The sequence below is a fragment of the Pseudomonas extremorientalis genome (assembly GCF_024584605.1).
Lineage (GTDB): Bacteria > Pseudomonadota > Gammaproteobacteria > Pseudomonadales > Pseudomonadaceae > Aquipseudomonas > Aquipseudomonas extremorientalis.
The window spans coordinates 2914999-2928385 of sequence record NZ_CP089519.1; the positions used below are offsets into that span (position 1 = coordinate 2914999).

Here is a 13387-nt window from a genome sequence, read left to right on the forward strand (position 1 = left end):
TTCTATTTACGGGTATGTATGCAATGAGTATCAACGCACTTTTTAAAAAACATCCACTGGCGCTGGCGCTTCAAGCGCCTGTGGTCAGTTTCTTCATGTTGTCTGCTTCGCTGGTGGAGGCTCGCTCCGAGCTGCACCCAGGCATGGAACGCACCATTGAACAGGGGCACATGCAGGACGATTGGGTTATCGGTGAGAACGCCCACTTGACCTCCAATGGCGCAACGATGAACCAGTCCCGCGTGAATGCGGGCAAGTTGACCTTGAACGCCGGCACCCGCGCTCAGGACATTCAGGCTTTCAATGGATCGAAAATTTCGTTAAACGGAGCAACTGTCGTTGCCAGAAGCTCGGCTGTGTCCGCCATCAGTCTTCAGGGTAGCACTGCAGATATACAAGGCAGCACGATCACCAATCACAACGGTATGGGCATTTCAGCGGTACGTGACTTTCACACCGAGCAGGGTTCTACGTTTAACGTGTTCAACAGTGTTATCAACGGCTCGACCCGTGGCGCGTTTGCCACGGCGTTCAGTGAGCTGAACTTTACTGGCTCGGAGGTCAATGGTACGGCCGACGATAGCGTTGGTATCCTGTTATGGGGCGCCACGGCCAATGCAACCGACAGTCGCATCAGTGGCGGTGAGAACGGGGTACGCCTCAGTTACGAAAGTGACACGTTGAACAACAGCACCCTGGTCTTGGACCGTACCAGCGTTGAAGGACGCAACGGCGCTGCACTGTTGGTGGAGGGGGATGCCTATGGCAGCACCGATGCGAATATTCAGGTGCGTAACGGCTCCACGCTGACAGGTGGCAACGGAAACATCCTTGAGGTGATTGGTGGCTCCACCGCCAATATGAACGTCGACCGCAGCTTCCTGGTCGGTGACGTTGTCGTGGAAGAGGGCAGTACCGCCAAGCTGCAACTCAATAACGGCTCCTGGCTGACCGGCCAGTTGAAGAACGTGGCCGAGCTGAGCGTTAACGAAGCATCCAACTGGGTACTGGTGGGCGACAGCAATGTCGAGGCCTTGAAAATGGGCGGCGGTGCCGTGCATTTCGGTGGTGCAGATGAGTTCTACCAACTGGACGTGAAAAGCCTGGAAGGCGAAGGCACCTTCGTCATGCACACCGACTTCTCCACCCACGAGACCGACGTCCTCAATGTTGAAGGCAAGGCGGAAGGCAACCACAGCCTGTTGCTGGCGGCCACCGGTTCTGAACTGGCCAGCGGCCAGCCGATCAGGGTTGTGCACACAGAGGGCGGCGACGCACACTTCTCTCTGGTGGGTGACACCGTGGACATCGGCGCCTTCGCCTATGGCTTGCAGAAGGACGGCACAGACTGGCTGCTCGACCCCACCCGGCGCGGCACCAGCACCGGCGCCCATTCGGTACTGGCGTTGTTCAACAGCGCACCCACCGTGTTGTATGGTGAGTCGTCCATCCTGCGTACCCGCATGGGTGAGTTGCGCTTCAGCGAGGGCAGGAACAATGGCCTGTGGATGCGCAGCTACGGTAACAAGCATGAAGTAGCCGCCAACAAGAACGGTGCGGGTTACACGCAAGCCCAGAAGGGTTTCACCATTGGTGCCGATGCGCCGTTGTCCAGTGGTGATGGCCAATGGCTGGCTGGTGTGATGGCCGGTCACAGCACCTCGGACCTGAGCCTGAACCGTGGCAGCAAGGGTGAGGTCAAGAGCTACTACGTGGGCGGCTATGCCACCTGGATGGACGCCGAAAGCGGCCTGTACTTCGACGGCGTGGCCAAGTTGAACCGCCTGCATAACAACGTTGACGTCACCATGAGCGACGGCAAGAAAGCCAAGGGAAACTACGCGCAGAACGCTGTGGGCGCCTCGGTAGAAGTGGGTCGCCACATCAAGTTGGATAACGACTATTTCGTCGAGCCCTACGGCCAGTTGGCAGCGACCATTACCCAGGCGCAGAGCTATGAATTGTCCAACGGCCTGCACGCCAAGGGTGATCGTTCCAGCTCGGTGGTGGGTAAAGCCGGTGTGACGGTAGGCAAGAACATCCAGCTGGAGAGCGGCGGTGTGTTGCAGCCGTACCTGCGTACTGCGCTGGCCCATGAGTTTGACCAGAGCAACAAGGTATTCATCAACGATCAGAGCTTCAACAATGACCTGTCTGGCTCACGCATCGAGTTGGCTGCTGGCATTGCGATGTCGGTGTCGGAGAACGTCAAGCTGCATGCCGACTTCGAAACCAGCAAGGGCAAGAAGATCGATCAGCCGTGGGGTGTCAACGTCGGCATGCGTTACGATTTTTAAGGCGCCCGCTCACTTGAACAGGGGAAGCTTCGGCTTCCCCTTTTTTGTGCGCCCAGCATAGGCGCAATCTTGTGGGTGAAAGTCCCGCCGTAAGCTGACCACAGCGCGAGAGAGAGCGTTATAGGGCTGGGTTGGAAAGCCTACTTCAAGTTGTCGCAAACACCAGGTGTCTGGCGTGAAATGGACAAATGGATACGGCATCGACTTAGAGCGATCCAGCTCAAGCAATGGAAGCGAGGGACGACGGTGTTTCGTGAGTTGGTGGCCCTTGGCGCGAGAGGTGGCCCAGAAAGTGGCATGCAACACCCGTCGCTGGTGGGATAACAGTCGATGGGCGCTCAATTGGGTGCTGAATCTTGCGTGGTTTGATCGCTTGGGGCTTCCGCGTCTGTCGTGACCTCAATCTCTCGAACCGCCCGGTGCGGACCCGCATGCCGGGTGGTGTGGCAGGGGCGCGGCCTATGGAAGCCGCCCCCTATGCCGATTTAGATCCACACGCTCAGCCAGGTAGAACCCAGCAGGAGCAGGGCCATGCATCGGTTGAAACGTCGCATGGCCTGCGGCGAGCGCAGGAGTCGGCTCGAAGCCGCGCCCAACAGGGCCCAGGCCGTGAGGCACGGCAGGGAAATGAGGAAAAAGACCAGCGACAGGGTGAGCACCCGGCCCTGGCGTTCTGCACCGCTTCCCGCGAATACACTGACCACCGCCAAGGCCATCGTCCAGGTCTTGGGGTTGATCAATTGCAGGCTGGCGGCGCCGCGTAAACCGAGTCGCTTTTGCGTTGATCGCACATCGATTCCCTCAGCGGGTGCGCTGAAAATCTGCCAGGCGAGGTAACTTAGCCAGGCAATGCCAGCCCAGTGCATCGTGCTTTGTAGCTTGGGCAAATGAACCAGCGACCGGCCAACGCTGGAACCCACCAGCAGTACGATCCCCGCTGCACCGGCGCAAGCCCCCAGAATAACGGGCAACGCGGCCTTGAAGCCGTAACGCGCGCTGTTGCTCAGCACTAGGATATTAGTTGGGCCTGGGGTAATCGAGGCAACAAAGGCAAACAACATAAACGACAACATGGCAGATGACTCCGAAAACCAATCGATGGCGTCGATCTTCGCTGGCCGGCGTATCACCTGTCTGGAAGGTTTGAGCAGCGCTTGCGGTACGCGGCGGGCGTCAAGCCGTAGGCGCGCACGAACCAGCGGCCCAAGTGGCTCTGGTCGGCAAAGCCCAGGGCAATCGCGACATCGGCGGGTTGCTCGCCCTTGGCCAGCAAGTGCCGGGCGTGGGCCAGACGCAGTTGCACCAGATACGCGTGGGGTGGCAAACCAAAGGCGCTCTTGAACGCACGGGTCAGGCGGAAACGGTCGACGCCGCAGGCCAGGGCCAGTTCGTCCATGCCCACATCCACGTGCAGATGAGCGTGCAGGTATTCCCGCGCCTTGTGCGCAACCAGTGGCAATCGCGGGTCTTCGCGGTAGCGGGTGCGCCAGTAGAGTTGGCCGGTGAGGCGCTCCAACAGATGGTCCATGGCGCGCTGGCGCACGATGCGCAGTTCGCCGCCGTGCAGGGTCTGGAAGGCCTGGCTGGTCGCCATTGCCAGGCGCGGGTCGTTGGTCAACGTGCTGGCGAAACTCAGTTGGCTATCGAGTGGTGCCTCTTCAAACACCGCGCTCACCTCCCGCGCCAACCACTGTGGGTCGAGGTAGAGCATGTGGTAGGTAAAGCCGTCTGCGGTGGGTGCGTCGCCGTCATGAAGTTCGCCGGGCTCCACCAGAAACACCTGGCCGGGCACGCTGTTGTGGCGGGTACGGCGGCAGTTGAATTGCTGCACGCCTTGCTCGGTCACGCCGATCAGGTAGCTGTCGTGCCAATGCGGGTCGTACGCATGGCCTTCGAAATGCGCGCGCAGGGTCTCGATGCCGGTGTCGGCGTCCTGGGACAGGTCGATCCAATTGTGCGCGGCCATAAAACACCGAGGCGGAATAGGTGAGGTAATTAGCGCCCAGCTGGGCATAAGCGTCTAGAAGGTTTGTGCAGCCTCAACCGAATAAGCCAGCGGCGATATTGATCGAGAACCCCAGGATCGCCGTGTTGAACAGAAACCCGATCAATGACTGCCCCAGCACCACTTTGCGCATACTTCGCGTGGCGACGCCCACATCGGAGGTCTGCACCGCCACGCCGATGGTGAACGAGAAGTACAGGAAATCCCAGTAATTGGGGGTCGTCAGCCCTTCGGCAAAGCGCAGCGCCGGTTCCTTGCCGTCCCAGGTGTAATACAGGCGCGCGTAATGCACGCTGAAGATCACCCCGATCAGCAACCATGAACCGATCACCGTCAGCCCGGTAAACCCGTAGTGCAGCAGCCGTTCGGTGGTGGCCAGGTCCTTGCTGCCGACCAGTTCGAAGGTGATGGTCGCCAGGCTGGCGATGGCGGCGATGCACACGGTGAACAGGACCAGGCCGGCGTTTTCATCTTCGACCTCGGCGATGCGCTTCACGTCTTCGGCCTTGGCGCGACGGGTCAGCCACAGCATCAGCACCAGGTAGGTCCAGACCCCGGCGTTCCAGCCAATCAGGATTTTGCTGACGAGGGTGTCGGCCGGCACCAGGATGCCCATGGCAAGGCCGAGCACGGCGGCGGCGGAGAGGCGAGGGTGGGTGCGGGCGAGGAAGGGCATGGCGGCTCACAGCTGACAGTGGGTCAACTGACTGTACCTCATCATGTGGGAGGGGGCTTGCCCCGATGGCGGTGTATCAGTGAAAAATGGTTCAGCTGACATACCGCATCGGGGGCAAGCCCCCTCCCACAGGGTTTAACTCGGTTTAACGTGGAGATTTCTTCACTAGCTTCATGACCACTACAAAGAACACCGGCACAAACACCACCGCCAGTGTCGCGGTGATCATCCCGCCGATCACGCCGGTACCAATCGCTTGCTGGCTGGCGGAACTGGCGCCGGTGGCAATCGCCAACGGCACCACGCCGAGGATGAACGCCAGCGAGGTCATGATGATCGGGCGCAAGCGCAAGCGCGCAGCCTTCAGGGTGGCGCTCATCAGGTCTTCACCCTGGTCGTAGAGGTCCTTGGCGAATTCGATGATCAGGATCGCGTTCTTCGCCGACAGGCCGATGATGGTGATCAGGCCGACCTTGAAGAACACATCGTTGGGCATGCCCCGCAAGGCCACGGCCAGTACCGCGCCCAGCACACCCAGCGGCACCACCAGCAGCACCGAGGTCGGGATCGACCAGCTTTCATACAGCGCCGCCAGGCACAGGAACACGATCAGCAACGACAAGCCCAACAGCAACGGCGCCTGGGAGCCGGACAAGCGCTCCTGCAACGACAACCCGGTCCATTCCTGGCCCAGGCCGGCGGGCAATTGGCTGACCAGGCGTTGGATCTCGTCCATGGCCTCACCGGTACTGTGCCCTGGAGCGGCTTCGCCGGAAATCGCGATGGCCGGGTAGCCGTTATAGCGGGTCAGCTGGGTCGGGCCCTGGGTCCATCTGGCTTCGACAAAGGCGGACAGGGGCACCATCTTGCCGGCGTTGTTGCGCACGTTGATCTTCATCAAGTCCGCCACCTGGCTGCGTTGGTCGCCTTCGGCCTGCACCACCACCCGCTGCATGCGGCCCTGGTTGGGGAAGTCGTTGATATAGGCCGAACCGACGGCCGAGGACAGTACATTGCCGACGTCGGCAAACGACACGCCCAGGGCGTTGGCCTGCTTGCGGTCCACTTCCAGCTGCACTTGCGGTGCTTCGGCCAGGGCGCTTTCGCGCACGTTGGCCAGGATCGGGCTTTTCTCGGCGGCGGCCAGCAATTCAGTACGCGCCGCCATCAGTGCGGCATGGCCGACGCCACCCCGGTCTTGCAGGCGGAACTCGAAGCCGCTGGACGTGCCCAGGCCGTCCACTGGAGGCGGCAGGATGGCGTAGGCGACTGCATCTTTCAGTTCGCTGAAGGCCATGTTGGCGCGGTCGGCAATCGACGATGCGGAGTCATCGCTGCTGCGCTGCGACCAATCCTTGAGCGTGGTAAACGCCAGCGCTGCGTTCTGCCCCGAACCGGAGAAGCTGAAGCCCATGATCATGGTGGTATCACCCACCCCAGGCTCTTCGGCGTTGTGCGCTTCGATCTGCTCGGCCACCTGCACCGTGCGGTTCTTGCTCGCACCCGGCGGCAACTGGATATCGGTGATGGTGTAGCCCTGGTCTTCCACCGGCAAGAACGAGGAGGGCAGGCGGCTGAACATCCAGCCCAGGCCCACCAGCAACACCAGGTAGATCAGCAGGTAGCGGCCGCTGCGCTTGAGGGCATAGGCTACCCAGCCTTCATAGCGGTCGGTGAGGCTTTCAAAACGCTGGTTGAACCAGCCGAAGAAACCGCCCTTGGCATGGTGCTCGCCCTTGGGGATCGGCTTGAGCAAGGTGGCGCACAGGGCCGGGGTCAAGGTCAGGGCGAGAAACGCCGAGAACAGGATCGAGGTGGCCATCGACAGCGAGAATTGCTGGTAGATCACCCCCACAGAGCCGGCCATGAACGCCATCGGCAGGAACACCGCCACCAGCACCAGGGTGATGCCGATGATGGCGCCGGTGATCTGGCCCATGGCCTTTTTCGTCGCTTCCTTGGGCGACAGGCCCTCGGTGGCCATGATCCGCTCGACGTTTTCCACCACCACAATCGCGTCGTCCACCAGGATGCCGATAGCCAGCACCATGCCGAACATGGTCAGCACGTTGATCGAAAAGCCCAGCAGCAACATGGTGGCAAAAGTGCCCATCAGCGCAATCGGCACCACCAGCGTCGGGATCAGCGTGTAGCGCACGTTCTGCAGGAACAGGAACATCACCGCGAACACCAGCGCCATTGCCTCAAGCAGGGTGTAGACCACCTTGGTGATCGAGACCTTGACGAAGGGCGAGGTGTCATACGGGATCTTGTACTCCACGTTGGCCGGGAAATAGCGCGACAGCTCGTCCATCTTGGCTCGCACCAGGGTGGCGGTGCTCAACGCGTTGGCGCCAGGCGACAACTGCACGCTGACGGCGGTGGACGGCTTGCCGTTCAGGCGCGTGGAGAACTGGTATTCCTGGCTGCCGACTTCCACCCGCGCCACATCGCCGATGCGCACGGTGGAACCGTCCGGGTTGGCTTTGAGCACGATGTCGGCGAACTCGGCCGGCGTCGACAACTGGCCCTTGACCAGGATCGCCGCGGTGATTTCCTGGGTATTGGTACCCGGCAAGTCACCGATGCTGCCCGCCGAGACCTGGGCGTTCTGCGCGCTGATCGCCGCGTTCACATCGGCCGGCGTGAGGTTGAAACCGATCAGCTTCTGCGGGTCGATCCAGATCCGCATGGCACGCTCGGCGCCGTACAGCTGGGCCTTGCCCACACCGTCCAGACGCTTGAGCTCGTTCATCACGTTACGCGCCAGGTAGTCGCTGAGCGCCACGTCATCGAGCTTGCCGTCGTTGGACGTGAGGGTCACCAGCAGCAGGAAGCCGGCAGAGACTTTCTCCACCTGCAAGCCTTGCTGGGTAACGGCTTGCGGCAGGCGCGGCTCGACCGCTTTGAGGCGGTTCTGCACATCGACCTGGGCCATTTCCGGGTTGGTGCCCGGTTGGAAGGTGGCGGTGATGGTGGCCGAACCCAGGCTGCTCTGGGATTCGAAATACAACAGGTGATCGGCGCCGTTGAGCTCCTGCTCGATCAGGCTCACCACGCTTTCATCCAGGGTCTGCGCCGACGCACCGGGGTACACCGCGTAGATCTCTACTTTCGGCGGCGCGACGTTGGGGTACTGCGCCACCGGCAACTGCGGGATGGCCAGCAAGCCGGCCAGCAGGATAAACAGGGCGACCACCCAGGCGAAGATCGGGCGGTCAATAAAGAACTGCGGCATGGCGGGTTATTCCTTTACGAGCGGGCTGTCGTCCACTTCAACTTTTTCACCGGGGCGCGCGTGCTGCAGGCCTTCGACGATGATGCGGTCACCGGCTTTGAGGCCGCTGCTGACGATCCAGCGATCGTTGACCACCGCGCCCAACTCCACCGGCTGCTGGCTCACGGTCTGCTCGGCGTCCAGCAGCAAGACCATCGGGATACCGGCGCTGTCACGGGTGATGGCGCGTTGCGGCACGCTGATGCCTTGCTTGTCGACGGCTTGCTCCAGGCGCACCCGTACAAAGCTGCCGGGCAGCAGGTCGAGGTCTGGGTTGGGGAACTCGCTGCGCAGGATGATCTGCCCGGTGCCCGGGTCGACGCTGATCTCGGCGAACAGCAACTTGCCCGGCAGTGGGTACAGGCTGCCGTCGTCCTCGATCAGGGTGGCCTTGGCCTGGTCCTGGCCGACTTGCTTCAGGCTGCCGGCACGGAAGGCGCGGCGCAGGTCGTTCAGCTCGCGGTTGGACTGGGTCAGGTCGGCATGGATCGGGTCCAGTTGCTGGATGATCGCCAGCGGCGTGGCCTCGTTCTGCCCGACCAGCGCGCCTTCCGTCACCAGCGCCCGGCCGATGCGCCCGGAAATCGGTGCGGTCACAGTGGCGTAACCCAGGTTCAAGCGGGCGCGTTCCACGGCTGCCTTGTTGGCGGCCACTTCGGCGTTGGTCTGGCGTACGGCGGCGCGGGCGTTGTCGTAGTCCTGGCCGCTGATGGCGTTGCCTTCCACCAATTGGCTGTAGCGCTGCTCCTGCAGGCGCGCCTTGAACGCATCCGCCTCGGCCTTGCTCAGGTTGGCCTGGGCGCTGTCGAGGTCGGCCTTGAAGGGCGCGGGGTCGATGCGAAACAGCACGTCACCCTGTTTCACGTCATGGCCTTCCTTGAACACCCGTTGCATCACCACGCCAGCAACCCTTGCGCGCACTTCGGCGATGCGCGGCGCGGCAATGCGCCCGCTCAGTTCGCTGCTGATCGACAGGGGCTTGGCTTCCAGGGTTTCGATGCGCACTTTGGCCAGGGGCATTTGCGGCGCTTCGGCGGCGGAGTCGCCACACGCGCTCAGGGCCAGGGTGAGGGCCAGCAGGCAAAATGGCGCAAACAGATTCTTCGACATGCTCTTATCCCAATATTGACTGGCGCATCCTAAAGTCACCTGCGCCGTGGTGCTGTGAAGCTGTGTAGCTCGTGTGTGAAGAAATGTAAGGTGCGGCGCGCGGGGCGCCGGGGGCGTATATCCTTGCACAATCCTGCAAACATGGAGATGCCATGTGGGAGGGGGCTTGCCCCCGATAGCGGTGTATCAGTCGAAATACGCTTCACTGAGCCACCGCTATCGAGGGCAAGCCCCCTCCCACATGGGATTTGTGTACGACCAACAACTGTATTTTCTGGAAACACCTTTATGCCCAACATCCTCCTGGTGGAAGACGACGCAGCACTCTCCGAGCTGATTGCCAGCTACCTGGAACGCAATGGCTACCACGTCAATGTGCTCAGCCGTGGCGACCATGTCCGTGAGCGCGCACGCCTGAACCCGCCGGACCTGGTGATCCTCGACCTGATGCTGCCCGGCCTCGACGGCCTGCAGGTGTGCCGCCTGCTGCGTGCCGACTCGGCGGGCCTGCCGATCCTGATGCTCACCGCCCGCGATGACAGCCACGACCAGGTGCTGGGCCTGGAAATGGGCGCCGACGACTACGTGACCAAGCCCTGCGAGCCACGTGTACTGCTCGCCCGTGTGCGCACCTTGCTGCGTCGCAGCAGCCTGTCCGAGCCCCAGGTGGCCAACGACCAGATCATCATGGGCAACCTGTGCATCGACCTGTCGGAGCGCACCGTGACCTGGCGCGATCAGGCGGTGGAGTTGTCCAGCGGCGAATACAACCTGCTGGTGGTGCTGGCGCGGCATGCCGGTGAAGTGCTCAGCCGCGACCAGATCCTGCAACGCCTGCGCGGCATCGAGTTCAACGGCACCGACCGCTCGGTGGACGTGGCCATCTCCAAGCTTCGTCGCAAGTTCGACGACAACGCCGGCGAGGCGCGCAAGATCAAGACGGTGTGGGGCAAGGGCTACCTGTTCAGCCGTTCCGAGTGGGAATGCTGAGCCATGTTTCGTGTATTGCTGCGCCTCTACCTGATCACCATCGTCACCTACAGCCTGGCGATCTATTTGATCCCTTCGTTGGTGATCCAGCTGTTCGAACACCGCTACATGAACTACAACATCGAGCAGACCCGCGGCCAGCAAAAGCTGATCGTCAAGCAATATCAGCGGGCGCCGGTAGAGCGTTGGTCACAGGTGACCGAGCAACTGGGCCGCGATTTTGCGCCGCTGAAAGTGCAATTGCTGTTGCGCCAGGACGCCAGCTACACCCCGGCGGAAGAACAGCTGCTGGAGCAGGGCAAGTCGGTGGTGCGCCTGGGCGAATGGGGCTGGATGGAGCAGATCAGCTCGCCGATCAATGAGCAGTTCGTGGTCAAGCTGACCATTCCGCCCGACCCCATGGACATGAACGTGCTGTATTGGGCGATCAACGTGCTGATCGTCGCCGCGCTGCTGGCCTGCCTGCTCATATGGCTGCGTCCGCACTGGCGCGACCTGGAACGCCTGAAAAGCACCGCCGGGCAACTGGGCCAGGGTAACCTGGCCGAACGCACCGGTCTTCCGGCCAGTTCCAGCATCGGCAGCCTGGCGTCGGTGTTCGACGCCATGGCCGACGACATCGAGCACCTGCTCAACCAACAGCGCGATCTGCTCAACGCCGTTTCCCATGAACTGCGCACACCGCTCACGCGCCTGGATTTCGGCCTGGCCCTGGCGTTGTCCGAAGATTTGCCCGAGGCCAGCCGCGAACGCCTGCACGGCCTGGTAGCACATATCCGCGAGCTGGATGAGCTGGTGTTGGAGCTACTGTCCTACAGCCGCCTGCAAAACCCGGCGCAACTGCCAGAGCGGGTCGAGGTGGTGCTCGATGAGTTTATCGACAGCGTGCTGGGCAGCGTCGACGACGAACTGGAAAATCCCGAGATCGTCATCGATGTCGCGCTCGACTGTGCCGTGGAGCGCTTCAGCCTCGACCCGCGCCTCACTGCCCGCGCTTTGCAAAACCTGCTGCGCAACGCCACACGTTACTGCGACAAGCGCATTCAGGTCGGCGTGAAGGTCTGCGCCAAGGGGTGTGAAATCTGGGTGGACGATGATGGCATCGGCATCCCGCTTGACCAGCGTGAACGCATCTTCGAACCGTTCTACCGCCTGGACCGCAGCCGTGATCGCGCCACCGGCGGTTTCGGCCTGGGCCTGGCCATCAGCCGGCGCGCCCTGGAAGCCCAGGGCGGCACCTTGACGGCGTTGGCGTCGCCATTGGGCGGGGCGCGGTTCCGAGTGTGGTTGCCCACTGTCGATTAGAAAATTGGCCAGGGAAGGCGCACACTATGCCCCCGCTTTACCCGAGGAGAGATTGGCAATGACTGGTGTGCACACGTCTGCTCAACAAGGTTTCTCTACCCAGGCCGTCACCTATGCCCAGGGGCGGCCGGATTATCCGAGGCAACTCACCGGCTGGCTGGCCGACACATTGCGCATCAGCGCGCAGTCCAGCGTGATTGACCTGGGCGCCGGCACTGGCAAGTTCACCCGCTTGCTCAGCGCCCTGGCACCGACCCTGATCGCGGTCGAGCCGGTGGCGGCGATGGGCGCGCAGTTGACCCGACTGATGCCGGATGTGCGCCTGCTCAATGGCACCGCTGAATCCATCCCGTTGCCAGCCGCCAGCGCCGATGCAGTGGTGTGCGCCCAGGCCTTCCACTGGTTTTCCACCGAGGCGGCCCTGGCGGAAATCCATCGCGTGCTCAAGCCCGATGGTCGCCTTGGCCTGGTGTGGAATGTGCGAGACGAATCGGTGGATTGGGTCGCCGCGATCACCGACATCATCACCCCGTACGAGGGCGATACGCCGCGCTTTCATACCGGTCGCTGGCGTGACGCGTTCAGCGGCAAGTATTTTTCCCAGCCCGAAGTCACCTGTTTCCCCTATAGCCATGTCGGCAGTCCTCAAGAGGTGATCATGGATCGCTTTCTCTCGGTGAGCTTTATTGCCGCGCTGGACGATGAGCCCAAGGCCCGCGTTACCGCGCAATTGCAGGCGCTGATCGACACCCATCCGGCGTTGAAGGGGCGGGACACCGTGGCCTTTCCGTATCAGACCCAGGCTTATGTCTGTCATCGACTGGCCTAAAAGGCATAAAGTCAGATCATATTGGTATAAGTCGTTATAAGAAAAATCGCTATCCTGCGGCCAGAAATTTATAAGGCCGCAGGTAGCTGTAATGGATGTGGGTAATATTGGTTTCGTGGTTGCCGGCCTGATCGTGGGTTTTATCGTGGGCATGACCGGTGTGGGCGGCGGTTCGTTGATGACGCCGATCCTGTTGTGGTTCGGCATCAACCCGGCCACTGCCGTGGGTACCGACCTGTTGTACGCGGCTATCACCAAGTCCGGTGGCGTGCTGGTGCACAGCAAGAACAGGAACATCGACTGGACCATCACCGGCTGGCTGACCCTGGGCAGCGTGCCGGCGGTGTTGCTGACGTTGTGGTTTCTGGCCAGCCTGCATACTGACCCCAGCGCCATGAATGCGGTGATCAAGCAGGCGCTCGGTGTGGTGCTGCTGCTGACGGCGTTGGCGATTCTGTTCAAGAAAAGCCTGTTGGCGTTTGCCCAGCGGCATGCGGGCGATAGCTATCACATGAGCCCGCGCAACCTGAATGCGCTGACGGTGGTGACAGGGGCGATCCTCGGCACCATGGTGGCGCTGACCTCCATTGGCGCGGGTGCGCTGGGGACGGTGGCGTTGTTTATTCTGTATCCGTTCCTGGCCACGCGGCGGCTGGTGGGGACTGAGATTGCACATGCCGTGCCGTTGACCCTGGTAGCCGGGTTGGGGCATGCCAGCATGGGCAATATGGATTGGCATCTGTTGGGGTTTTTGTTGATGGGGTCGTTGCCGGGGATCTATATCGGTAGTCATATGACGGGGAAGTTGCCGGATGGGGTGCTGCGGCCGTGTTTGGCGGTTATGCTCATGGCTATTGGCTATAAACTGGCTTTCTGATTGGGGGCATATCCGTTGTTC

General features: G+C 61.7%; 10 protein-coding genes and 1 pseudogene. 6 read left to right on the forward strand and 5 right to left on the reverse strand.

Annotated elements, in window-relative coordinates; translation table 11 throughout:
• The first annotated feature begins 23 nt into the window (after window positions 1-23).
• Window positions 24-2297, forward strand: a complete 2274-nt coding sequence (locus tag LUU92_RS12980) for an autotransporter outer membrane beta-barrel domain-containing protein (protein WP_257103750.1) — start codon at window positions 24-26, stop codon at window positions 2295-2297.
• 126 nt (window positions 2298-2423) lie between these two features.
• Window positions 2424-2694: pseudogene (locus LUU92_RS12985) on the forward strand (group II intron maturase-specific domain-containing protein); the annotation flags it as partial.
• A gap of 88 nt (window positions 2695-2782) precedes the next feature.
• Here LUU92_RS12985 and LUU92_RS12990 read toward each other — a convergent pair.
• From LUU92_RS12990 to LUU92_RS13010, 5 genes are all read right to left on the reverse strand, one after another.
• Window positions 2783-3370: a LysE family translocator gene (locus LUU92_RS12990; RefSeq protein WP_071490621.1), complete on the reverse strand. Its 588-nt coding sequence runs from the start codon at window positions 3368-3370 to the stop codon at window positions 2783-2785.
• Between the two features lie 53 nt (window positions 3371-3423).
• Window positions 3424-4263 (reverse strand): AraC family transcriptional regulator, encoded by an 840-nt coding sequence (locus LUU92_RS12995; RefSeq protein WP_257103751.1) that lies wholly within the window; start codon window positions 4261-4263, stop codon window positions 3424-3426.
• 73 nt (window positions 4264-4336) lie between these two features.
• Window positions 4337-4978 carry a DUF1345 domain-containing protein gene (locus LUU92_RS13000; RefSeq protein WP_257103752.1) on the reverse strand — a complete coding sequence of 214 codons (642 nt, stop codon included), beginning with the start codon at window positions 4976-4978 and terminating at the stop codon, window positions 4337-4339.
• Between the two features lie 145 nt (window positions 4979-5123).
• Window positions 5124-8216 carry a multidrug efflux RND transporter permease subunit gene (locus LUU92_RS13005; protein ID WP_257103753.1) on the reverse strand — a complete coding sequence of 1031 codons (3093 nt, stop codon included), beginning with the start codon at window positions 8214-8216 and terminating at the stop codon, window positions 5124-5126.
• A gap of 6 nt (window positions 8217-8222) precedes the next feature.
• Window positions 8223-9365, reverse strand: coding sequence for an efflux RND transporter periplasmic adaptor subunit (locus LUU92_RS13010; RefSeq protein ID WP_058424858.1), 1143 nt, complete (start codon window positions 9363-9365; stop codon window positions 8223-8225).
• A 288-nt stretch (window positions 9366-9653) separates the two neighbouring features.
• On the opposite strand from LUU92_RS13010, the gene LUU92_RS13015 reads away from it, so the two are divergent.
• The 4 genes from LUU92_RS13015 to LUU92_RS13030 all read left to right on the forward strand — a co-directional run bounded on the left by LUU92_RS13015 (window position 9654) and on the right by LUU92_RS13030 (window position 13366).
• The gene (locus LUU92_RS13015; RefSeq protein WP_058424857.1) at window positions 9654-10355 is read left to right on the forward strand and encodes a response regulator; all 702 of its coding nucleotides are present in this window, start codon (window positions 9654-9656) and stop codon (window positions 10353-10355) included.
• A gap of 3 nt (window positions 10356-10358) precedes the next feature.
• Window positions 10359-11660, forward strand: coding sequence for an ATP-binding protein (locus tag LUU92_RS13020; protein ID WP_071490616.1), 1302 nt, complete (start codon window positions 10359-10361; stop codon window positions 11658-11660).
• Window positions 11661-11718: 58 nt separating this feature from the next.
• Complete coding sequence (locus tag LUU92_RS13025; protein ID WP_257103754.1) at window positions 11719-12489, forward strand: class I SAM-dependent methyltransferase; 771 nt, start codon at window positions 11719-11721, stop codon at window positions 12487-12489.
• Window positions 12490-12580: 91 nt separating this feature from the next.
• On the forward strand, window positions 12581-13366 hold the full coding sequence (locus LUU92_RS13030; RefSeq protein ID WP_071490614.1) for a sulfite exporter TauE/SafE family protein: 786 nt from the start codon (window positions 12581-12583) through the stop codon (window positions 13364-13366).
• Window positions 13367-13387: the final 21 nt, after the last annotated feature.